Here is a 22,747-nt window from a genome sequence, read left to right on the forward strand (position 1 = left end):
TTCTTACATAATGTATTGCTCGCTGATTGACTTATGAAATTGCACGCGCTCTATTGTGTCGGCAAACATGTCGGCAATAGAAAGTACTTTTACTTTCGGGCAGCGGGCTGTGTCAAAAGGAATGGAATCGGTGAAAATCAGTTCGGACAAAGCTGAGTTCATTACATTTTCTACAGCGCGTCCTGACATCATTCCGTGCGAAACGATAGCGCGTACGCTTTTTGCTCCTTGCTCTACCATCAGGTCGGCTGCTTTGCAAAGCGTTCCGGCTGTGTCTACCATATCGTCCACAATAATTACGTCTTTTCCTTCTACATCGCCGATAATACGCATTTCGCCAATCACGTTTGCTTTTTCACGTGTTTTGTGGCAAAGTACCATCGGACAAGCTAAATGTTTTGAATAAGAACCTGCACGTTTGGAGCCTCCCACGTCGGGCGAAGCTATCACCAATTCTTTCAGATTCAATGATTTGATATATGGTGCAAAAATAGTAGAACCGTAAAGGTGGTCGACAGGAACGTCGAAAAATCCCTGAATCTGGTCGGCATGTAAATCCATAGTAATTACCCTGTCTACGCCTGCTACGCTTAGCATATCGGCAATTAGTTTTGCCCCGATTGATACGCGTGGTTTGTCTTTCCTGTCCTGACGTGCCCAACCGAAATATGGTATTACGGCGGTAATTTTGTAAGCCGACGCACGTTTTGCTGCGTCAATCATCAGGAGCAGTTCCATCAAATTATCTGAATTTGGAAACGTTGACTGCACAAGGTAAATGTGTTGTCCGCGAATAGATTCTTCGTAAGAAGCGGCAAATTCTCCATCCGAAAAATGTTCGATATTCATTTTTCCGAGATGGCATCCTAAACTATCGCATATTTTTAAAGCAAGGTCACGGCTTTTTGTTCCGCTAAAAATTTTGAAAGGAGTGTTACAACTTGATGACATGGATATGGGATTTGATGTTTGATATTTTTTGCAAAAGTACACAATAATTCAGAATTAATATGCAAGAGTTGCCTATAGTTTTTTATAAATAGGTGATAATATGGAATAAGTTTTTTGTGAGACGGATTTTGGAGTAAAACAAGCTCTTTCAATTTGTGAATCGTTAATTTTTAAAATACTCCAAACAAAAAATCACTTTGCCTTGTTTTACCTAAGAAACAGTTTCTTAAACTTAACACCTAAAAGATTATGAAAAGAAGAAGACATGACGGCCGAAGCATATACTGTACGCATTGCGGACGATTGATGCTTGATAATTATGAGCCTGCCCGCTCGGAAATGAGTACTGTGGTAGTAGAGAAAACATGTAAGTGTGGAACTAAAGTTTATTATCAAAAGGATGTAACGCCCAACATGGTTTTCTTACAGTATTAAAAGGTGCGAAACGCTCATAGCTTGATAAACTGATTTTATATAATGCTATAATCTTAGTATCTTTGTTGAGATTAGATACAAGTAATTATAAATTTATAAAACGATTTATCAAAAAATGAATGAATTTCCGGTGTGCCCGCAGTGTAAGGGCGAGAACACTTATTACGACGGGACATTATATATTTGTCCGGACTGTACGTATGAATGGACGAAGGAAGAAAACAGTGCGGTAGAATCTGAGGCCAATACTGTGCCTAAAGACAGTAATGGCACTGAACTGTTTGATGGCGACTCGGTAACTGTAATAAAAGACCTGAAAGTGCGTGGCTCGTCGATGGTGATAAAACAGGGAACTAAGGTGAAAAGTATCCGCCTGACTGATGACCCGGAAGAGGTGGATTGTAAAATAGATGGGTCGGGCATTGTGCTGAAAACCTGTTTCCTCAAAAAAGGTTGATTTCTTTTACTCCCGTCAAGCGGCTTCAAGTCCGCTTGACGGGTTGGTTAATGATATTGTTCTTAATAACTGCCACTAATATCGGCAGTTATTTTTGTTTTTTTGCATGTGACAAACCAGAATTTCAGAGGGGATTTGTTCTCCATGTTTTTCACCGGCTCGCTTATTTCCACTAAATCGGTTAAGCCATATTTCCCAAATTCTTTTTTTACTGATTCCGTATCGTAAAAGAATAATTTAACTCCCGGCATTGTTTCGAACCGGTCTTTACTTATTTTCTTGCCTTTACCGTAAGTAGGATAGCTTTTTGAAACGGCAACGAAAACCATGTAGCCTCCGGGTGTAAGTTGGTTGTAGCAGTTCTTTATCAGTTTAGCCCGCTCCCTTGCATTTAATAAATGGATTAACGCGTAGCAGAAAATACCGTCGTATAATTCATTGTCGAACGGCATATCATTCACAGAGCCATGATATGCTTTCATTGTATCTCCAAAGTGCTTGTGGGCTAACGCAATAGCCGTTTCCGATATCTCTATTCCGGTTACATCTAATCCATTGTCGATAAATACTTTGGCATTGCGTCCGTACCCGAAACCGGGTATAAGCACTTTTTTTAATCTGTTTTTACGAAACAGTTCTACAGCCATGCTGGCTGAATCTGCGGGTTCAAATCCCCACATTGTCTGCTTTTCTTTAAAACTTGATTCCCAAAATTCAGTCATATATGTTTTTATTCAGCTTCCTTGTCCGGAAGCGATAAGTTTTCTTTTGCTTTCAAAGAAGTTTTTGCATTTAATGAGGTGATTACTTTCTTGCCTGTTTTGGCTTCTAACTCTAAGCGGGCTACTTTTGCTACATTCCCGCCTTGTTGAGCTACTTTTTTACTATCATCGAAGGTTGCAGGGTTAGTGGCTTGTGATATATCCTTAGCAGATGCTTCGGCGAGCATGTTCAAAATCAATTCGGTATTTGTCATGTTGTCCCGCAGATTTTCTTTTTTCAGTCCTTTCAATACTTTATATTCTTTGGTGGTTTTGTCCGACCATGTTTTGGTTATAATATCGGTAAGTGTGGCAAACTGTATGCCCTCTTTTAATCCCCGCTTTTTCCATTCGTCGGTCAGTTCTTTGCGGATTTCAATACTTTTCAGTCGTTGATTAATCCAGTTTTCAGAATATCCTAATTTCAGATACTGCTCCAAAGCTCTGTCGATTGTAATTTCAGGGTCTTGCATCTCGTTCAATCGTTCGGATGCCAACTGTGCCAGCCATAGTTTAAAAGGTTCAGCTTTAGGCGAGGGGATGGATTGTATCAGCCTGAACATCTGTTCCGTGTCGACTACATCTGTTTTGTAAAATTTTCCATCTGAAGATTGCATTTTCAGTTGTCCGATTTTTTCGGACAACTGACTTCCTTCCTTTTTTAGCTTGGTTTTCAGGTCGTTCCAATATTTCCTTGGGCGGTCTGTTCCGGTCAGTATTTCAATAACATCCGTTATTGAAATATACCAAAGCTCTTTTTCGTTATCCCAATGAGTACGCACTTGCTTTTGGTCGAATATCTTTATGTGGCTTTCGTTATTCATTTTTTTGATTGCTTAGCATGAAGTACAAATATAAGAAACTGTTTTGAATTTTACGATTGAGTCATTCTTAGCTTATTTTTATATCTTTCATGTTCTTTTCAGCCCTTTTTAGTGTCTTTGAATTTTTATTCTTCTTTAATAGCCCGCTATCAGGCTAAAAATAAAAATCCAAATCCTTCTAAAAATGACTAAAAAAGAACTTATGAAAAAATTCAAAACAGTTTCTAAGTAATTTCTTTTTCCAACTGTGGATTTAATGATTGCTAATAGGGTAACGCATCAAAATTACATTTTAAGTACCAAATTCATCCGATATTGTTCTTTCGTTTCTCGCTCTCAAAGTCCCTCTCTTTGAGAGAGGGATTTAGGGAGAGTTACCGTATTCTCATTTTTATTCTTTTGTCCTCGAGCCGGACAGGCTCTTACTTTTTCCAACCTCACCCCCTACCCCCTCTCCTTAAGGAGAGGGGAAAAGTGCTACGTTACGCTGAATTTTTTAACGCTCACCAGCTGAGGCGGAAAGGTTAGCTTCGGCTACGAAAGAATAAAATAGCAATTCTGCATATTTTGAGGCGGTTGCCCTTGATTGCTAATTATCAACCAAAATATATGCTCTGTATTTGCTCTGCTCCGACACCGGACAGAGCGACAGATAGCCTTTTATTATTCTGCCATTTTCTATTTGGGGTGAAAACTGCTGCTGCATTTCTCTATGTTTTCTGTAAGTCATTCCTTCTTCCGAATTGTACTCGATAAGGAATTTTCCTTCTGAGGACGGGTATAGATAATTTTTCTGTACTTTCAAGGCAAGGTATCCCATGTTGTGACGCATGTTTATTTCGACGCATGGATGGAGCATATACTCCCCGTTTTCTTCGTATATCATCATGTCTACCCCCATGATACCTTTGTACAGGTGAGCATATTTTTCTTTGAGTATATTAATGAGAGAGGATTTTACTTTTTCGAGTAAAGCGGGTGATATTTTTGTGCTTATCAAATCAATAATTTTGTCCTGACTGTATAGATAATTGCCTGAATATGCCCCTTTGCTGCTTGTCTCAAAAAAAGAATATCCTTCGAAAGAAATACTCCCCTTTCCATCGCATAAAAACTGCATGGAGAAGTCGCTAACCTTATGCAATGCACGCTCCACAGAAACCTGCTCTTGCTTTTTTAGAAACCCGTGTACAATCTCTTTTTCCTTATTATTTATAACCGGGGCCGACAGCCACAGCAACCCTCTGCCCGATGATGAATAGGGGGCTTTTATCAATGCGGGATAGCTTATATTCACAGCATCTTCTACTTCGTGCAAACTCTTGCAAAAACAAGGAATCAGGTTTTTTGATATTTCAGGAATTTCTTCAATTACCTTTTCCAGACAATCTTTGGCCGCTTCCCGGCTGTTGAGGTAAACGTAATCATTTTTCCAACTCGGTATTTCCACATCTAAAGAGTGCTTGTCTTTCAGTTCGGTGAAAAAATGAATTGCTTGGGGAGAAATACCCCATAAAGTGACTTCTTGACCGGAAAGGTGATTTAATGATTCTGTTGTAATGGCTTGTGGTAAGCCGGGAAAAGTTTCTTTCAGGTACTGCAGACAGGCAGCACTATTTACACTATTGTCAATCAGCACGTAGTCGCCTGTTTGTGCGTACCATGCAGGCAGAAAAGATAAATCTTTTTGCATGCGTGCTACGTTGGCAGGAGGCATATAGTAAATTGAGCCGTTGGAAACGGCCGTTTCGTGTCCCGGATTGAAGTAGTGAATCATTATGAACTGTTTTTTGCTCACATATAGACACATACGAACACACATTTGCTCACAATAGAAATTAATCATAAACTATGTGTTTCCTATGTGTATTCTAACTGTTCTTATGTGTTGTAAAAATACGAACCTATTTCGACTTATCAATCTTATTTCAACATCCCTTTTATTTTACTGAAATATTTAAACGGGGCATATTTTACAGGTAAGTCTATCCATGTAGGTGTATTTACTATTGCCCGCCTGTTGCTGAATGCAAGGAAACTGTCGTAGCCGTGATATTTACCCATTCCGCTGTTTCCTACACCGCCGAAGGGGAGTTTATGGTTTGCAATGTGCATCAGCGTGTCGTTAATGCAGGCTCCTCCCGAAGTTGTTTTGCGGAGAATTTCCTTTGCCTGTTTGTTTTTGCCGAAGTAATAAAAAGCAAGCGGTTTTTCATGTGTATTTACATACCGAACAACTTCTTCAATATCTTGAAAAGACATGACCGGAAGTATCGGGCCGAATATCTCTTCCTGCATTACCGGAAAATCGGGCTTTACATTATCAATCACGGTAGGGGCAATATACTTTTCTTTATCATCGGTTTTTCCTCCTATCACAATATCTCCATGCTTCATAAACCCTTTCAGCCGTTCCATTGCTTTGCCGTCTACAATGCGGGCAAAGTATTTGCTTTGCTGCGGGTCGTCGCCAAACATTTCGTTCAGTACCAGCCGTATTTCTGCGAACAGGCTCTCTTTTACACCGGCATGTACGTACAGGTAATCAGGAGCAATACATGTTTGCCCTGCGTTTATCGTTTTTCCCCATACGATACGTTTTGCGGCTTTCTTAATGTCTGCATCTTTATCGACAATACAGGGGCTTTTGCCACCTAATTCGAGTACAACGGGGGTCAGGTATTCCGAGGCCGCTTTCATTACCACTTTGCCCAGCGCGGGGCTGCCTGTGAAGAATATAAAATCGTAACGTTGCTCAAGCAGTATTTCGTTTACGTCGCGGTGTCCTTGTGTAATGCACACGTATTCCGGTGGAAAAATTTCTGTTACCAATTCTTCCATTACCATTGCAATATTGGGTGCATAAGGCGATGCCTTAAGCATGGCACAACATCCGGCAGATATAGCCCCTACCAATGGATTCATTAGCAGTTGAAAAGGATAATTCCACGGAGCAATGATGAGTGCCACTCCAAGCGGCTCGTAAATAATACGGCTTTTGGAAGGGAATAGGGATAGAGGCGAAGACACCTTTTTTGTTTTACTCCATTGTTTCAGGTGTTTTATATGGTTGTTTATCTCGCCCAGTACAATGCTTGTTTCGGTAAGGTATGCTTCTTCCGGCGATTTATGAAGGTCTTTCCAAAGTGCGTCTGCTATTTTCGTTTCATACTTCAGTATGGCAGTCTTGAATTTTTTAAGCTGCTTTATCCGAAAATCAATACTCTTGGTCTCGCGGGTGGCAAAAAATGTCCGTTGCGAGCTCAATAATCTTTCAATAGCCTCCTTTGATGTTTCTTGTATCATGTGTCTTAATTTATACAAATTCAGAAGTATAAAGAACGCAAATTACGCAAATAAACGCAAATAAACGCAAATAAACGCAAATTCAAAAAAGTTTAATTCGAGGAAATATAACAATTTTAAAAATTAAAATCTGCCACATTCATAGTATCCTTTTTCAATATCATCAGCAAAATTATTAGCAGAGATATTTGCCGTAAAATAGTGATGCTTTTACGAATTGCTAAATATCTTTTATCTTTTGCTAAATATTCAGAGTTTTATCACACTATTTTTATACCCTTAAAGTTGTTCCTTTGTCTGTTTTTTATAATAACGATTGTTTTTCAATTATCATCCGGTAAATGACTGTTTTCATACAGGTTTCATTTTCGTCAAAAATATATGTAACCTAGTATATAGGATAAACAGAACTAAAATGATAGTATGTTGTTATTAACTATAACAACCTCTCTAAGTTGTTGTGATTTATTTAATATCCTAATATATAATTTTAATTTTACAAAAAATGAAAAAAATCTACTTAGTTTTAGTATTATGTTTAATTGCGGGCTTACACGCATGGGGGCAAGCGGTTAAAGTTGATGATGTTTGGTATGAATTTGCCGGAGAAGAGGCTACTGCTTCTTATAAATCGATTGGAGAATATACAGGAGATATTGTTATCCCTTCAACTGTTGAATATGAAGGCAAAACCTATACGGTAACCGCTATTAAAAGCAATTCTTTTGGTTGGTGTGGCAGTCTGCAATCAGTACAGCTGCCCAATACTATTAAAACCATTGGGAATTCTGCTTTTTATGCAAGTTCCAAATTAACATCTGTAAATATACCGGATGGGGTTCAAACAATTGGAGAAGAATCTTTTGCACATACATCACTATTGTCTTTTGATATACCACGCTCGGTAACAACTATAGGTGAGAAAGCTTTTGCATCGAATAGGGCAGGGACGTATTCGGTAACAGTACATTGGGAAAATCCTAATGAAGTGACCTTAGAGGCAGATGTATTTTCAATTACTGCAGCATATGGCACACTAAATGTTCCGGATGGAACAGAAGCTCTGTACGAAGCTGCTGATCAGTGGAAAGATTTTAAAAAGCTACAAACACCTACAGGCCTGTGTGGGATAGAGTCGTTAGGCATAAGTGTATATGCGGCTGAGGGCCAATTAGTAATTGATAATGCTGAGGGCAATACCGTTTTGGTTTATAATATGCAAGGGCAGAAGATTGCTTCAGCAAAAGCGTTGGAGCCTACTTTAAACATACCTTTGTCTGCAGGAATTTATGTAGTATGTATAAAAGATGCAACCCAAAAAGTAATAGTGAAATAATGCTTTTTGGATAAAAGGATTAAATGAAAAATCCCCGTTCATTTTTTATTGATGATGAAAATGAACGGGGGATTTTTTGTTATTTTGAGGATGCTTTAGAGGTTGTTTAAATTTTACTCGCAAGATAAATTTTGGTAATTTTTTAGGGAAATNCATTTTACGATTTTAGCGGGCTAAATGAGTAAAATGAGAGGTGAAATTTAGCTACACTCAACTTCGTGTCACAAAAAAGGACATAATTTATTGCGAAAAAGATATATGTAAAACTATAACAGTTTCTTTGTGAAAAATTTAAACAACCTCTTAGAATACAAACGATTACTCTCTGTTTTTTACAAAAAGCGCAAGTCTTTTGTCAAGTTCGTCTATTTGCTCCGGACGGACAAATGAAACACAGATACGCAGTCCGTTCTGGTTTTCGCTTCCTGTTATCGAGAGTGATATTGCGCTTAATCCATAATAAAGGAATTGCCGCATGAGTTCGCCGCTTGTCATATCAGGATAGGCAATGGTAAAGTAAAAGCCATCGGCCAACGTGCCATCTTCATCGTTGTAAACGATATAAAAGCCGTGTTTGAGAAAGATAGATTTCATCTTCCGGGCTTTTTCTCCATAATTGTGCAGTTCGCTTACAAAGTCCAGTTCGCCATCGTTGGCAGCTTTAAGCATGCTTGCAAGTGCATATTGAGCGGTATGCGATGTTCCGGCGGTAGTAGCATATAATATGCCATAGGGGATGAAATGCCCCAATACATCGCTGGTAAAATAGTTTTTAAGGTTAGGATAGCTCCTTGTGCGTATTTTATCTCCTATAATCATCATGCCGATACGTTGCCCTGCATAATTGAATATCTTGGAGGCCGACATAATCAGGATATAATTGTCGGTGTATCGTGCTACAGTAGGTTGGAATGGAGCAATGCCCGGTGCGCCATAGTGCTGGCGAAAATCCATCCCGAAGTATGCTAAGTCTTCCACCACTATCACATCGTATTTAGTAGCCAGTTCGCCAATTATTTGCAGTTCTTTTTCGGAAAAACTAATCCACGCAGGGTTGTTTGGCGACGAGTAACAGATAGAGCAGATGTTTCCCTCTTTAAGGTACGATTCCAGTTTTTCGCGTAGCTTATCACCTCGGTTGCTCAAAATGTCAAAGGTTTTAAATGGTACGCCCATCAGTTGCAATTGCGATTTATTCACAGGGAATCCGGGGTCGATAAAAAGCGTATAAGGCTTTTCGGGGTTAGTTCTCGCAGCCCCAAGCAGGGCGGCAAAACTACCTTGCATCCCGCCAACAGTAGGGATGCAGCACGCCTCAGGTACCTCTATGTCCATAAACATCTTTACGAAGCGTGCTATCTCTTTTTTGGCAAACGGGATACCTTCGATGCTGGGATATATGGAAGCCAGTCCTTTGTCTAATGCCTCTTTTTCGGCATCGGTACCGATTTTTGAAGCAGGAAGACCGGGAACTCCCATCTCCATATGGATAAATTCTACTCCGCTTTGTTGCTCTATAGTGGCTACAAGTTTACCTACTTCGCGGATGGAGAGGCTATTTATGTCAGATTGCCCGAATTCGGCAAATAGCCCATCTACTAATGTGCGACTCAGGCCCCCTAAATCCCCCATAGGGGGGACTTTAGATATATGTTTATTTTCTGAAGTATTCATAATCAAAGATTTTTAAAGCCTCCCAAAAACTATTTTTCCTTTTTCCCTCTCCGTTTGGAGAGGGCGCCTGAAAGGCGGGAGAGGGCGGGGAGGTTTGGAGGGGCTTGTATTTATTTATTTCTGTTGTCAATCACCCTTTTTGCTTTTCCTTCGCTTCTGGCAATGGTTTTAGGCTCTACCAAAGTTACTTTTACACTCAGTCCTATAGCACTATTCAGAGCATGCTCTATCTTGCGCGAAAGGTTTTGCAGGTCGCGTATTGTATCCGTCAGTTTTGATTCGTCAAGTTCCACTTTCAGTTCCAGTGTGTCAAGATTATTCTTACGGTCGACATACAGCATATAATGTGCGCTTGTTTCGCCAAGTTCGAGCAATACATGCTCTATTTGCGATGGGAAAAGATTCACTCCCCGTATAATCAACATATCGTCGCTGCGTCCGGTTATTTTTTTCATACGCACCAGCGTACGTCCACACTCGCATTTTTCTCTGTAAAGGGTCGATAAATCTCTGGTGTTGTAACGCAAAAGCGGAATACCCTCTTTGGTTAAAGTGGTGAATACCAGTTCTCCTTCTTGCCCATCGGGTAGAGGCTCTTTTGTTTCGGGGTCAACTATTTCGGGGAAGAAATGGTCTTCGTGTACGTGAAGCCCGCAATGGTATTCGCAGTCGTGAGATACTCCGGGGCCCATTATTTCGCTTAGCCCGTAAATATCAAATGCTTTGATACCCCATTTCCGTTCCAGTTCCTTGCGCATATTTTCAGTCCACGGTTCAGCACCAAACACCCCTGCTTTCAGTTTCATATCGCTTAGCGAGTAGCCGTGTTCGGCCATAGCATCAGCCAGATGGAGTGCATACGAGGGCGTGCAAGCTAAGGCAGTAGAGCCGAAATCGGCCATCAGTTGCAATTGTCGGCGTGTGTTGCCTCCCGATATGGGTATGACCGAGCAACCTACCTTCTCGGCACCGTAGTGTGCGCCAAGCCCACCGGTAAACAAGCCGTAGCCGTAAGACACCTGCATTATATCGTCGGAACTAATGCCTGCCATCGTAAAACTGCGTGCTACCACTTCGCTCCAATTGTCGATGTCGTTTTTTGTGTAGCCTACTGTAGTTGGTTTTCCTGTTGTGCCGCTCGAGCCGTGTACACGTACGATGTCTTTCATCGGTACGGCAAAAAGCCCGAAAGGATAATTATCCCTGAGGTCTTGTTTGTGTGTAAAGGGAAGTTTCGATATATCTTCCAACGTTTTTATGTCCGACGGTTTTACACCTGCCTCGTCCATCCGTTGGCGGTAAAAACTCACATTGTTGTAAACACGGTTTACCAACTCTTTTAAACGCTCAGTCTGAAGTGCACGCATTTTTTCGCGCGGCATACACTCTATTTCTTTATTCCAAATCATAATTATCCCAAACCTCTCTGCGGGGTTGTTGTTATTTTAAATCCGCCTCGCGGATAGATTTTAGTTTGTTTTCGTTAATTATTTCAATTGCTTTATCGCGGTTGTTGGTGCGGAACACCACGATGGATTTGCTGCCGAAACTGAAAGCATATACATACTCGATGCAAATATCGGCTTCGGTAAACAGGTTTAGTATTTTCGACAGCGAACCGGGTGCAGCATCCATTTCCAGCGATAGAATATCGTGCATGCGTACGGTGAATTGCCCCTCGCGCAATATATCGAGTGCTTTTTCAGGGTCGGACACTATCATGCGTACAATGCCGTATTCGCTTGTGTCGGCTACGGTAAGCGCAATGATATTGATGTTATACTTTGCCAGTTGGGCCAGCATCTCGTTCAGATAACCGGTTTTGTTTTCCAAAAAAACAGATAGTTGGCGTATAGTCATAATTTGTATTATTTAGTACGTAAAAAACTTATAACTTTCAAGCTAAAATAGCCAATAGCTTGCAAATTTAAATAAAATGCTTGAGAAAAGGTGTTTATTTTAGGCAATAATAATATTGGGGCTATTCAAAAAAAACAAACCTCACCGAAAATTATCAATAATAATTTTCGGTGAGGTTGATTGTTTAGTGATTTTTTTAAACTGCTAAGTTGGTATTAATTAGCACCTAAAGCCTTTCTTTTGGCTTGCTTCTTTTTTAAAAACATATAGCCCATAGCGCAAAGAAGCAGTATGAATATACCTCCGGATATGGGTGTTCCCGGCTCGGCAGGATTAGTCGGAGGGGTGTCGCCTGATAATTGTATTATATCGGAGTATTCATCAAAAGGTTGGCGTGCCGTATAATCAGTAAAATTGATATGCGATACATTGGCAAAATGTTCGTTGTTGGTTGTATTTTTCATACTTTTATTATTATAATTATTGTTATTTGCTGCGAGTACAATGTGAATGGGCGTTATGCTTCTCTTGGTTGCATTGTCGGGCATACTGTAATTGATGGTTTGGGTATTAACAGCGTATTCCGGTAAATCATAAGCGTTAACATTATTTTTTCTTTTTACCTTATCAAAGCTATTCCCCTTTATTGTCACTATAGGAGGGCTTAACAATACGTTTTTGTTGAGTACCGGCGCACCTGTATTGTTGTTATGAATGGCTACGGAATTTGTTTTTCTCTCGAAAAAGCCATTTTCAAAAAAGGTATTTTCTTTTTTGTTATCATTGTGAGCAATGCCAACGGTTTTTTCTAATGAAGAGTTATTTTGAGATAAATCGTTATTGCCGGTATAATTCGGTTTCAGAAATTTGAAAATTCCTTTACCGGTAAAATACTGTTTTTTTACTCTGTCCGTTGCCATGTCGATGTTTCTTCCGAACAAGGTGGTCTTACTGCTCTCGTTCAGCTTACCGTTGAGCTCGTAAGCAGGACCTTTTACCGGATTGTTTGGTGAAGTGGTTTCTGAACATATGTTTGTCCAGAAACCCAATATAAAAAGTAAATAGATAATATATTTTTGCATAATTTGTATGTATTTTATCTTAGAAGTTTTGGGGCCTAATAAATGGCCCCAAAAAGCTTAATTATTAACTATTTTCACTCTTGTTTTACTGTTTTCGCCCAACTCAACGACATACATTCCCTGTGGTAAACGGGTAGTGACTGTTGCAGAACCGGCTATCCGGTTATGTATCAGATTTCCTGCAATGTCATATATTCTGACAAAAGTGTTTTCTGCAAGCCCTTCGATTACGAGATTACCTTTTTGTGTATATATTTTCACGTCAGTATTTTCTCCCGTGCGATGAACGGTTGTCGAGTTGGGGGCAAAACTGATTTGGAAGCGGTTGTTTATCTCGCCGGCCGATTCGGTAATGAAGGTATATTCTTCTTCCGAATTCATATTAATGGAGCGGTTTGTCTCCGAATCGAACAAGTAGGCTTTTTGCGATACCACACCATTGTCCCAGCGGATTGTATATTCTCCGGCCTCAGCTACACGTATTCCAATAGGGCAAGCTCCATCTTTTGGTAAGGAGTTTATAGCCATTTTACCCGAATTTATCAGCGAGTAAATTTGTGGTGTGCTGCTTAACATAGCCATCATGTGAGGCGCATCGTACAGATTATCATATCCTTCGGTAGCTTCGGGATGTATCCTTACCACCGTTTTGTAATCGTATCCATTATTATTAAGTTTCAGGCTGATGCGTTCTGATGACATAGAGTTGAGGCGGGCAACAGCCGAGCGGTTGCCGGGGATACAGTATTTTATATCGCAGGTGCTTACGTCGGGTGTTTTTACGAAATACGCACTAAATATATCATTAGTACAGCCTATGCCTGTTCCCGATTCGGTACTGTAATCGTCGGCTGTATAATTATATTTGTATCGGAACTGTGTATCCTCTAAGTCCAGATTCCAATCGGAAAACGAAGGGTGTACAATGAAGTTCCAACCGGCATTCGACCCCGATTGTGCTTCTTGGAAAGATAAAGATACCGGGGTTGTTGGGTCGAGAGCAAATACATCTACCATGTCGGTACCCGATGCAACTTCGAAAATCAAAGTGCCAATTCGGGCGGGTGCCCATATGATGTAAGCTACTCCCTTTTGTGGCAACGTTTCTGTGGCATCTTCCCATGCTGCAATTCCATTTGCCCGCTTTTCTACATTGTATTTTCGTAACCAGTAGTCGGTTTGATGTGTTACAGAATTACCGTCGGCATCTGTTACTCCTGATACCTCAAACGGGAAACCTACAAAATTCCAACGGTCGGTATGTTCAAACGAAACTTTAACATACGTTTTTCCTGTTACGGATAAGTTGCCATTAGCCCCTTTGTGTAATAACGATCCCCCTGCTTGTGTTTTCGACAAAATAAGGTCGCCTGTTAATGTCAAATTCTCATTGATAACCAAATCTCCTGTGGCCTCTACTTCAACAGATTTTATAGTAACGTCTGCATCTGCTGAAATCTGATGTCCTGATTTTATAATAATATCCGAAGTTGCGGTAGGTACACCTGCAGTTTCCCATGTGGCAGGGTCAGACCAAGCACCACTGGCTTCGGTCGCCACAGGAGCCTGAGACGTTACGGGATAGAATGTTATTTTGATTGGGTAAACCGAATTGTTCGAAGAAGTGATAATAATATCCGTTTCTCCGGTATTTTCTCCCATTGGAATAGATATAATTTCGCATCCAGTACCTTCATGCGATTTGGTCACAGGCTCGTTGTTCCCTATAGTAACTTTAATGCCACGACCAGTACTTCCACATTGAACAGTTATATCAAAAGAGGCAGCATTATCTACTTTGAATGTCAGGTTTCTGCTTGTACTTACATTAGGATAAGTATTTGAAGGTAAGTTGCAGTATGTCCCATTTTGCCATTTGTCATCATAAGCCCAACCTATAAAATTTTGTTCGTCAATCACATCTTTTGTCAAATCAAAAGATATTTCTTCTGTTACTCGTAAGCGGGTAGGGGTAGCTTCTTTAAAATTGATTGTATACGTTTGTGTGGTCGAGTTGTCTTGTGCTGTAACAACAATGGTAGCCGAGCCTGGCAGCGGTAGAGTAGCTTGCGTTATATCGCCTTCTTTTATTGTACAAGTATTAGCGGCAGTAGCTGTTACTGTCGGTATTACGGTAGTTCCGGCAGGCAGGCTCACATTGTATGTAAATGTGGCAGCGTTAAAGCCGTCAATAGTTATGTTATCCAATAGCAAGTCGCTCAATTTAGCATCGCTGCTTGGGGCTGCTTCTATGTAGCTTATGGTATAAACTTTTTCTGCACCATTCTCGGCTATTACTTTGATTGTTATTGTGTTACCGGTTCGGGTAGGTTCGCCTGCATTTGCATTTGCATGATTTGGAGTTGCTGTTATTATAACATCGGCAGGTGCTGTTTCGCCATAAGGATATTCTATTTCATATTCGGTTTTATCCGGCGCAAAATCCTTGATAGTTTCTCCGTTTACCTTCAAATCACTTAATGTAGCGTCATTGCTTTCGACAGCGGTAACAGTTACATTGTATGTTTTGCTTTGAGTTTCGCTGCTGTTGTAAACAGTATATTCGATGGTGTTATTGGTTGCCGTTGCAAAATTTTGTGCTCCTGCTGGAGTATGATGATGTCCGTTTCCGTCGTATGTAACATCTATTGCAACCGCTGTAAGGTCGGTTCCGGTAGGAAATTCCACCTTAATAGTGCCTTCATCGTCTTTTACAACACCATTTACTGCGTCTTCGCCCACTGTAGCGGTCAAAGTAGCGATAGATGGTGTAGGAGGTATTGGGGTAACTTGCAGGTAATTGAGCGCAATACTCGATTCAAAATTAAATGTGATAACAGAGCCTTTTTTTGCATTAATTCCTTTTAAAGTGAGTGGCGTACATTTATTTCTATCATTAATTGCTCCTTCAACAATCACAGTACTTGTAATATCTTCTCCATCTACTTCCACAGATTTAAATTTACGTTCGCCATTACCTCCTGCGTATGCATGAATAATGATGTCTTGAGCTGTAGTCGAATTTAATGTAAAAGTAAATATTGTTATAGTGCTTGTCCTGTATGCTGTTGTAATACCACTTGGCATACATGACGCGTTACTTGTTGCAGGTACTTCTGTCAAGTCTCCCGAAGCTTTTGTTGGGTCGGTAGAATTATATAAAGTATTTTTTGCTCCAAAATAGATATAAACATCAGTTACCTCTGCTCCTTCAACCAACTCTATGGTATAAGTTTTTTCAGTACTGTTGTCTTGTGCTGTTACTGTTATTACTATCTTATTATCTACGGTAGTAATATCATGAGTAGCACCCGAATGGTTTGTTGTTGCTGTAAAATTACCCTGAACGGGAGGTGTTGTCCCAAAATCGTACGTGTAGGTATAATCTTCGGTTTCGGGGTCGAATCCGTCAATAGTTACTCCGTTTAATGAAATATTACTCAACGTGGCATCGGTGCTCGGTGCTTCGGTAGTAATGGTTACATTATATGCTTTACTTTGGCTTTCGTCAGTGTTGTAAGCAGTATATACAATAGTATTATCAGTAGCGGTTTCAAAATTTTGTGCCTCGGTAGGAGAGTAATGGTCGGCATTGCCTCCGTATTCGATATTGGCAACAGTTACAGCGGTAAGGTCTGTTCCATAAGGGAATACGGCCGTAATATCTGTTCCAATGATAGTTGTCTCTTTAGTTATTCCGTCAGTCTCCATTGCGAGCGAAGAAATGAATGGAGTAGTAGCTGCTGTAGCAGTACCAGCAACCGGCACTGCAACCGGAGATGTTAAACCACCGCCACTAATGGTTATTGTACCTTCGTAGGTTTTTGCGCCATCATTCGGAGCAAAAGTTACTGTTATATCCTTACCCGTTGTTTTTTCAGCATCAGCTTTAGCAATTGTAGTTACTGCACCTAAAGAAAATGCCGTATTATCCGACGAAATTGTCAAATCACCACTCAGATCAACCCCTTTTACGTTTAAGGTCAGGTTTCTTGTAGCGTCTTCGGCTATCGAGCCAAAAGAAAGCCCTGTCTCAGCATCAGGAGTAGTAGTTACTGAAGCAGTAGAAGATTTTGGTGTAGTAACTGTTATTGATTTAACATTACTGTAACTACCGCCATTTCTTCCTAAAACCAAGATATAGTCAATACCTGTTAAGCCTGAAATAGTAAAAGAAGTTGGGTTTCCTGCAGTTGAGGCAGTACCAGTACCACTGCCAATTGAAGTTGGAATTGTAGAACCTGCATGAACCTCGTATTTTACACTTGTAGTGGCATCATTATTTACACTTACTGTAATTGAGCCATTTACACCTGTTAATGGTATTGCCAGCCAATATTTTGAACCAAAATTATTATTGCACCATGTCATGCCGATTCCATTAGCAATGGTGAATACTCTTTTATTATAGGTATGGAAGGTTATACCGTTAACTTCGTTTTCTGATTCGGCGCTCGTGTTTCCAATTGTTTGTGATTCCCATTGGGTAAAATCCACATTAAAAATGGTTTCTTCTTGTGCATTCATTTGCACTACACCAAGGAGAATAACTGTTGCTAATATTAACAACTGTGTAAATTTTTTTCTCATGATAAATAAATTTAAAATATATTAGACTGATTAATAATCTTTTGAACAAGGACAAAACTAAAGGATATCAAATGCGGTAATGTGGAGATATTATCAGAAAAGGGAGACATATTAACAGAGTCTAAGGTATTTTCGGTATTATTTAGCTTTGTGTGTTATAACTGTTAATGGTGGAATCAAATATTTGATTGTCAGGTGGTTTTAAAATACGATATCCTGTGAAATCAGCTTTTTCTCTTCTTTTCCGAATCAGACTTTAGTTAAAAAACAGCAAAGAATCGCTGAGTTGTATTTAAGAAAAAAACAAAAACAAGACTATCATCTTTTTCTTCTTTCTCAAACCACAATTAAATATTATCTTTGTGTTGTTTTTCAGCATGCTTATTGTACATGCTTTTCGTTGAAAAATCTAACATTAAAAAACAATATCAAGCAACTGAAAATCAGTGTCCTGATTCTTGGCTCTTGATTCTTGATTCAGAAAAAACAATGATTCATTTTTTCCGCACTTCCGAGCAGCACATTTATGCAGTGCATTCCGGCAATTCATTAAGTGATAACGATATCAGTAAGCTGATTTGGCTTTTTGGCGAAGCAAAGCCGCTTTCGGAGCAGGCAATCGAAGGAAAATTCGTAGGCCCTCGCCGCGAGATGATCACTCCTTGGAGTACAAATGCCGTTGAAATCACACAAAACATGGGAATCAGCGGCATTTTGCGTATTGAGGAGTTTTACCCCGCACCTGCTGATGGCGACCACGACCCCATGCTACAACGCATTTACGAGGGTTTGGATCAGGATATTTTTACTATCGACAAGCAGCCCGCCCCGATATTATATATCGACGACATTGCAGCATATAACGAGCAGGAAGGATTAGCGCTCAGCACCGAAGAAATTGAATACCTTAATAGTGTAAGTGTAAAACTGGGACGTAAACTGACTGATAGCGAGGTGTTTGGGTTCTCGCAGGTAAACTCGGAGCATTGTCGGCACAAAATTTTTGGAGGTCAGTTTATAATCGACGGCGAAGAAAAAGAATCATCACTTTTCAACCTGATAAAGAAAACATCGGCTGTAAATCCGAACAACCTTGTTTCGGCATATAAAGACAATGTTGCTTTCAATGCAGGTCCAAAAATTGAGCAGTTCTCCCCGAAAACAGGCGATACTTCCGATTTTTTCCAAACCAAAGAGGTAGAATCGGTTATCTCACTGAAAGCCGAAACACATAATTTCCCAACTACAGTAGAACCTTTCAACGGTGCAGCTACCGGAACAGGTGGTGAAATCCGCGACCGTTTGGGCGGAGGAAAAGCCAGCTTGCCAATAGCCGGAACTGCGGTTTATATGACCAGCTATCCGCGTCCGGAGTTCCCCTCTCCTCAAGGAGAGGGGCTAGGGGTGAGGTCTTGGGAGAAATACCTCGACCCTCGTAAATGGCTGTATCAAACGCCAGAGCAAATTCTGATAAAAGCATCAAACGGTGCATCCGATTTTGGTAACAAGTTCGGTCAGCCGCTTATCTGTGGTTCGGTATTGACATTTGAGCACGAAGAAAATAATAAAACTTACGGTTACGATAAAGTAATCATGCTTGCCGGAGGTGTAGGATTCGGTAAAAAAGAAGATGCACTAAAAGGCACTCCCGAACCGGGCGAAAAAGTAGTGGTAATGGGAGGCGACAATTACCGCATTGGTATGGGTGGCGGTGCTGTGTCGTCGGTTGAGACAGGGCAATATGATAATGCAATAGAGCTCAATGCCGTACAACGTGCAAACCCCGAAATGCAAAAACGTGTAGCAAACGTTATCCGTACATTAGCCGAATCGGACGATAACCCGATTGTGTCAATTCACGACCACGGCGCAGGCGGACACCTCAACTGTTTGTCGGAACTGGTAGAAACTACCGGAGGAAAAATAGATATGTCGAAACTCCCTGTGGGCGACCCTACTCTGAGTGCCAAAGAAATTATTGGTAACGAAAGTCAGGAGCGCATGGGATTCCTTGTAAAAGAGAAAGACGTAGAACGTATAAAACGCCTTGCCGAGCGTGAGCGTGCACCTATGTACGTAGTAGGCGAAACTACAGGCGATATGCAGTTAAGCTTCTGCCCCCCCACCCCCCAAAGGGGGGATTGCAGTTCACCTAAATACGAAACTGCAAAGAAAGAAAATTATAATATTCTCATTAAGCATTCGAAAGAGATGCGTAGATTTTCAACAGAAGCGGAAAGCGCTCTTTGGGAAATGCTTCGTGCTAAAAAATTAGAAGATAAATTCCGACGTCAACATATTATTGATGACTTTATCGTTGATTTTGTTTGTTTGTCGAAAAAATTAATAGTTGAAGTTGATGGAGGATATCACAACGAGCCGGAAATCGAAAAGGCAGATAAATTAAGAACTGAAATTCTTGAAGATTTGGGATATAAGCTAATCCGGTTTACGAACGAAGAAGTATTGGCAAACACTGATTCAGTGCTACAAACTATTAAAGTTGCACTCAATAGCTCCCCCTTAGGGGGAGTTGAGGGGGCCGGTATATGCCCTATCAATATGCAACTTTCTGACTTCTTCGGAAATCCTCCGCGTACCGTTATTAAAGACAGTACATTGGATGAAAAATTTGCAGCAGTAGAAGCCGACGACGAAAAGATACAGGAATATATCAAACAGGTGTTACAAGTAGAATCGGTGGCTTGTAAAGACTGGCTTACGAACAAGGTAGACCGTTCGGTTACCGGAAAGATTGCACAACAACAGTGTGTTGGAGAGTTGCAGCTTCCATTGGCCGATTTGGGTGCGGTAGCATTGGATTATCGTGGCAAGAGCGGTATCGCTACATCTATCGGACATGCGCCGCTGGTGGCATTGGCCGACCCTGCCGCAGGCTCGGTAATGGCTATTGCCGAAGCATTGACCAACATTGTTTGGGCCCCGTTGGCCGAAGGTTTGGATAGCGTATCGCTGAGTGCCAACTGGATGTGGCCTTGTAAAAATCCGGGCGAAGATGCACGCCTATACAAAGCGGTAGAGGCATGTAGCGATTTTGCCTGCGATTTGGGAATCAATATCCCCACAGGAAAAGACAGCTTGTCCATGACTCAGAAATATGGAAAAGACAAGGTATTCTCACCGGGAACGGTCATTATATCAGCCGGAGCAGAAGTTGCCGACGTAAAAAAGATAGTTACCCCTGTGCTTGTAAATGATAAAGACACGGCGGTTTATTATATCGACTTCTCGTTCGACAAACATAAACTGGGTGGTTCGGTGCTGGCTCAGGTATTGAACCGCGTAGGCGACGAAGTGCCTACTGTGAAAGATTCGGAATACTTCAAAGCAGCTTTCGATGCCATTCAGGAGTTAATTAATAAGAATCTGATTTTGGCAGGGCATGATATTTCCGAAGGTGGTATGATTACCGCATTGCTCGAGATGTGCTTTGCCAACAGAGAGGGTGGGTTGAACGTAAATCTGGATGCTGTAGCCGAAAACTCGATAGTTAATATCCTGTTTGCTGAAAATCCGGGAGTACTCATTCAGGTAAAAGATAAAAAAGCGGTCGAAAAAATCCTCTCAGATAATGGAGTAGGATTTGCACGGATAGCACAGCCGATAGCTGAACGCCGTTTGGAAATTCAGAAAAAGAAAACAACATACGCTTTTGCAATCAACGAATTGCGCGACCTATGGTATCGCTCGTCTTACTTGCTCGACCGCAAGCAAAGCGGCGAAAAATGCGCGGAAGAACGTTATACCAATTATAAAAACCAGCCTTTGGAATATAAATATCCGGAATCGTTCAAAGGAAAATTGTCGCAGTTCGGCATATCGCCCGACCGAAAGGCAAGCGGTGTTAAAGCCGCAATCATACGCGACAAGGGTACTAATGGCGAACGTGAGATGGCTTATGCGCTTTACCTTGCCGGATTTGATGTAAAAGACGTTCATATGACCGACCTTGCATCGGGCAGGGAAACGCTGGAAGACGTGAATATGATAGTTTTCTGTGGCGGATTCTCAAATTCTGACGTACTTGGTTCGGCCAAAGGTTGGGCGGGAGGATTCCTCTATAACGAGAAAGCGAAAAAAGCGCTTGATAATTTCTACAAGCGTACTGATACGCTGAGCCTTGGCGTATGTAACGGTTGCCAGTTGATGGCGGAACTTGGCTTGATAACGCCTGAGCATGATGTAAAACCGAAAATGCTGCATAACGATTCGCATAAGTTCGAATCGAATTTCGTAGGGCTTACCATTCCTGAAAATAATTCGGTAATGTTCGGGTCGCTTTCGGGAAGCAAAATAGGAGTATGGATAGCGCACGGCGAAGGTAAATTCTATCTGCCAAAAGAAGAATCTGCTTACAACGTGATAGCTAAATATATGCACGAGGGTTATCCGGCCAATCCTAATGGGTCGGACTACAATGTGGCAGGTATCTGCTCGGCCGATGGTCGTCACTTGGCTATGATGCCGCACCCTGAGCGTGCCATATTCCCGTGGCAGTGCGCACATTATCCGGCCGACCGCATCAATTCAGACCAAATAACCCCTTGGGTGGAAGCATTCGTAAATGCCCGCCAATGGGTGGAAAAACAAAAGTAAATTTTTTATATAGGGGCGAATAATTATTCGCCCCTCTTTTTTCCATTCAATTTAATATCAGGGCGAAAGATTTTTCGCCCCTACAATCCGTTTGATAGAAGTATAGTATAAATTGGATTTATTCATTGCTTCTGCACGATTTTTGCGTGCTAAGATTGTTTTTTTTTTGAAATAGACTTTTTTTATTAACTTGCACCTTTATATAAACCCTGTTAACTTCTAAAATCTATTGTTATGTCAATCAAAACATTTTGGAATATCTTATTGAAAGTGCTTGGAATATTTTTATTACTGGGTGTTTTTCAGATAATCGTGCAACTTGCGGCAACCATCCCTTTCATATGGGATCGGCACGAATTTATCCCTATCATAATTGCGGTATTGCTTATCGTTGCAGTATTTGTGGGTTATTTTTTTCTTATCAGAGCATTTTTTTTCGCTCCGGCATGGTTGAATAAAATTCTTCGTTTGGATCAGGGATTTACCGAAGAACGTATCGATTTGAATATAAAAACGTCAGCTATTTTGCGAATAGCCGTTGTGGTGGTAGGAGGGGTTGTTTTTATTCAGAGTTTCCCTGAGCTATGCCGACAGATATTTATTGTCTATCAGCAAAAAGTTGCATTGAATGTCAATGCCGGATTTCAATTAGTTATTATCTGTTTAGTTAAATTAGTCATTGGATATTTATTGGTTGCAAATAACAAACGGGTTGCCGATTTTATTAGCAAAAAAGCCGATGATGGAGTAGAAGAAGAAAAGATTGATTAATTCATCAGAAAAACTCTTTTCCGTCTGTCGTACAAGGGCGAATAATCATTCGCCCCTACAAAATTCAATTACCCTACAGCGGT

At 40.8% G+C, this 22,747-nt stretch carries 14 protein-coding genes and 2 pseudogenes; 6 read left to right on the forward strand and 10 right to left on the reverse strand.

All coding sequences use genetic code 11. The annotated features are described in order from the left end of the window. Nucleotides 1-3: 3 nt before the first annotated feature. Complete coding sequence (locus D0T49_RS08690) at nt 4-951, reverse strand: ribose-phosphate pyrophosphokinase (RefSeq protein ID WP_163630410.1); 948 nt, start codon at nt 949-951, stop codon at nt 4-6. A gap of 249 nt (nt 952-1,200) precedes the next feature. Here D0T49_RS08690 and D0T49_RS08695 point away from each other — a divergent pair, with 249 nt between their 5' ends. Beyond that, a complete protein-coding gene (locus D0T49_RS08695; protein WP_163630412.1) occupies nt 1,201-1,386 on the forward strand; it encodes a hypothetical protein in 186 nt (61 codons plus the stop codon). Nucleotides 1,387-1,501: 115 nt separating this feature from the next. Then, the gene (locus tag D0T49_RS08700) at nt 1,502-1,843 is read left to right on the forward strand and encodes a zinc ribbon domain-containing protein YjdM (RefSeq protein WP_163630414.1); all 342 of its coding nucleotides are present in this window, start codon (nt 1,502-1,504) and stop codon (nt 1,841-1,843) included. Between the two features lie 62 nt (nt 1,844-1,905). Here D0T49_RS08700 and D0T49_RS08705 read toward each other — a convergent pair whose 3' ends face one another. The 4 genes from D0T49_RS08705 to D0T49_RS08720 all read right to left on the reverse strand — a co-directional run bounded on the left by D0T49_RS08705 (nt 1,906) and on the right by D0T49_RS08720 (nt 6,734). Next, nucleotides 1,906-2,565 carry a bifunctional 2-polyprenyl-6-hydroxyphenol methylase/3-demethylubiquinol 3-O-methyltransferase UbiG gene (locus D0T49_RS08705; protein ID WP_163630416.1) on the reverse strand — a complete coding sequence of 220 codons (660 nt, stop codon included), beginning with the start codon at nt 2,563-2,565 and terminating at the stop codon, nt 1,906-1,908. An 8-nt stretch (nt 2,566-2,573) separates the two neighbouring features. Further along, on the reverse strand, nt 2,574-3,428 hold the full coding sequence (locus D0T49_RS08710) for a Bro-N domain-containing protein (RefSeq protein WP_163630419.1): 855 nt from the start codon (nt 3,426-3,428) through the stop codon (nt 2,574-2,576). A 589-nt stretch (nt 3,429-4,017) separates the two neighbouring features. Beyond that, entirely contained in the window at nt 4,018-5,205 is a 1,188-nt protein-coding gene (locus tag D0T49_RS08715) for a hypothetical protein (RefSeq protein ID WP_203583456.1), read from the reverse strand. A 146-nt stretch (nt 5,206-5,351) separates the two neighbouring features. Further along, nucleotides 5,352-6,734: an aldehyde dehydrogenase gene (locus D0T49_RS08720; protein WP_163630421.1), complete on the reverse strand. Its 1,383-nt coding sequence runs from the start codon at nt 6,732-6,734 to the stop codon at nt 5,352-5,354. 505 nt (nt 6,735-7,239) lie between these two features. Between D0T49_RS08720 and D0T49_RS08725 the strand changes: the two genes are divergently transcribed. Further along, the gene (locus D0T49_RS08725) at nt 7,240-8,070 is read left to right on the forward strand and encodes a leucine-rich repeat protein (RefSeq protein WP_163630422.1); all 831 of its coding nucleotides are present in this window, start codon (nt 7,240-7,242) and stop codon (nt 8,068-8,070) included. Nucleotides 8,071-8,388: 318 nt separating this feature from the next. Here D0T49_RS08725 and D0T49_RS08730 read toward each other — a convergent pair whose 3' ends face one another. From D0T49_RS08730 to D0T49_RS08750, 5 genes are all read right to left on the reverse strand, one after another. After that, on the reverse strand, nt 8,389-9,744 hold the full coding sequence (locus tag D0T49_RS08730; protein ID WP_370519647.1) for a pyridoxal phosphate-dependent aminotransferase: 1,356 nt from the start codon (nt 9,742-9,744) through the stop codon (nt 8,389-8,391). A gap of 110 nt (nt 9,745-9,854) precedes the next feature. Then, nucleotides 9,855-11,153: a phenylacetate--CoA ligase family protein gene (locus D0T49_RS08735; RefSeq protein ID WP_163630424.1), complete on the reverse strand. Its 1,299-nt coding sequence runs from the start codon at nt 11,151-11,153 to the stop codon at nt 9,855-9,857. 31 nt (nt 11,154-11,184) lie between these two features. Beyond that, entirely contained in the window at nt 11,185-11,604 is a 420-nt protein-coding gene (locus D0T49_RS08740; protein WP_163630427.1) for an ACT domain-containing protein, read from the reverse strand. Between the two features lie 215 nt (nt 11,605-11,819). After that, nucleotides 11,820-12,686, reverse strand: a complete 867-nt coding sequence (locus D0T49_RS08745) for a hypothetical protein (RefSeq protein WP_163630429.1) — start codon at nt 12,684-12,686, stop codon at nt 11,820-11,822. Between the two features lie 57 nt (nt 12,687-12,743). Then, nucleotides 12,744-17,276 (reverse strand): cadherin-like beta sandwich domain-containing protein, encoded by a 4,533-nt coding sequence (locus D0T49_RS08750; RefSeq protein WP_163630431.1) that lies wholly within the window; start codon nt 17,274-17,276, stop codon nt 12,744-12,746. A gap of 489 nt (nt 17,277-17,765) precedes the next feature. On the opposite strand from D0T49_RS08750, the pseudogene D0T49_RS13230 reads away from it, so the two are divergent. The 3 genes and pseudogenes from D0T49_RS13230 to D0T49_RS08760 form a co-directional block, all read left to right on the forward strand. Then, nucleotides 17,766-19,391, forward strand: a pseudogene (locus D0T49_RS13230) (AIR synthase-related protein); the annotation flags it as partial. A 93-nt stretch (nt 19,392-19,484) separates the two neighbouring features. Then, a pseudogene (gene purL / locus D0T49_RS13235) lies at nt 19,485-21,893 on the forward strand (phosphoribosylformylglycinamidine synthase); the annotation flags it as partial. A gap of 234 nt (nt 21,894-22,127) precedes the next feature. Further along, the gene (locus tag D0T49_RS08760; RefSeq protein WP_163630435.1) at nt 22,128-22,664 is read left to right on the forward strand and encodes a hypothetical protein; all 537 of its coding nucleotides are present in this window, start codon (nt 22,128-22,130) and stop codon (nt 22,662-22,664) included. The last annotated feature ends 83 nt before the right edge of the window (nt 22,665-22,747 follow it).

Source organism: Paludibacter sp. 221 (genome assembly GCF_010501035.1).
GTDB lineage: Bacteria > Bacteroidota > Bacteroidia > Bacteroidales > Paludibacteraceae > QVMH01.

Bases quoted from the DNA above. Each gene is read 5' to 3' on its own strand.
- D0T49_RS08690 (WP_163630410.1), bottom strand. From the start codon at position 951: ATGTCATCAAGTTGTAACACTCCTTTCAAAATTTTTAGCGGAACAAAA.
- D0T49_RS08695 (WP_163630412.1), top strand. From the start codon at position 1,201: ATGAAAAGAAGAAGACATGACGGCCGAAGCATATACTGTACGCATTGC.
- D0T49_RS08700 (WP_163630414.1), top strand. From the start codon at position 1,502: ATGAATGAATTTCCGGTGTGCCCGCAGTGTAAGGGCGAGAACACTTAT.
- D0T49_RS08705 (WP_163630416.1), bottom strand. From the start codon at position 2,565: ATGACTGAATTTTGGGAATCAAGTTTTAAAGAAAAGCAGACAATGTGG.
- D0T49_RS08710 (WP_163630419.1), bottom strand. From the start codon at position 3,428: ATGAATAACGAAAGCCACATAAAGATATTCGACCAAAAGCAAGTGCGT.
- D0T49_RS08715 (WP_203583456.1), bottom strand. From the start codon at position 5,205: ATGATTCACTACTTCAATCCGGGACACGAAACGGCCGTTTCCAACGGC.
- D0T49_RS08720 (WP_163630421.1), bottom strand. From the start codon at position 6,734: ATGATACAAGAAACATCAAAGGAGGCTATTGAAAGATTATTGAGCTCG.
- D0T49_RS08725 (WP_163630422.1), top strand. From the start codon at position 7,240: ATGAAAAAAATCTACTTAGTTTTAGTATTATGTTTAATTGCGGGCTTA.
- D0T49_RS08730 (WP_370519647.1), bottom strand. From the start codon at position 9,744: ATGAATACTTCAGAAAATAAACATATATCTAAAGTCCCCCCTATGGGG.
- D0T49_RS08735 (WP_163630424.1), bottom strand. From the start codon at position 11,153: ATGATTTGGAATAAAGAAATAGAGTGTATGCCGCGCGAAAAAATGCGT.
- D0T49_RS08740 (WP_163630427.1), bottom strand. From the start codon at position 11,604: ATGACTATACGCCAACTATCTGTTTTTTTGGAAAACAAAACCGGTTAT.
- D0T49_RS08745 (WP_163630429.1), bottom strand. From the start codon at position 12,686: ATGCAAAAATATATTATCTATTTACTTTTTATATTGGGTTTCTGGACA.
- D0T49_RS08750 (WP_163630431.1), bottom strand. From the start codon at position 17,276: ATGAGAAAAAAATTTACACAGTTGTTAATATTAGCAACAGTTATTCTC.
- D0T49_RS08760 (WP_163630435.1), top strand. From the start codon at position 22,128: ATGTCAATCAAAACATTTTGGAATATCTTATTGAAAGTGCTTGGAATA.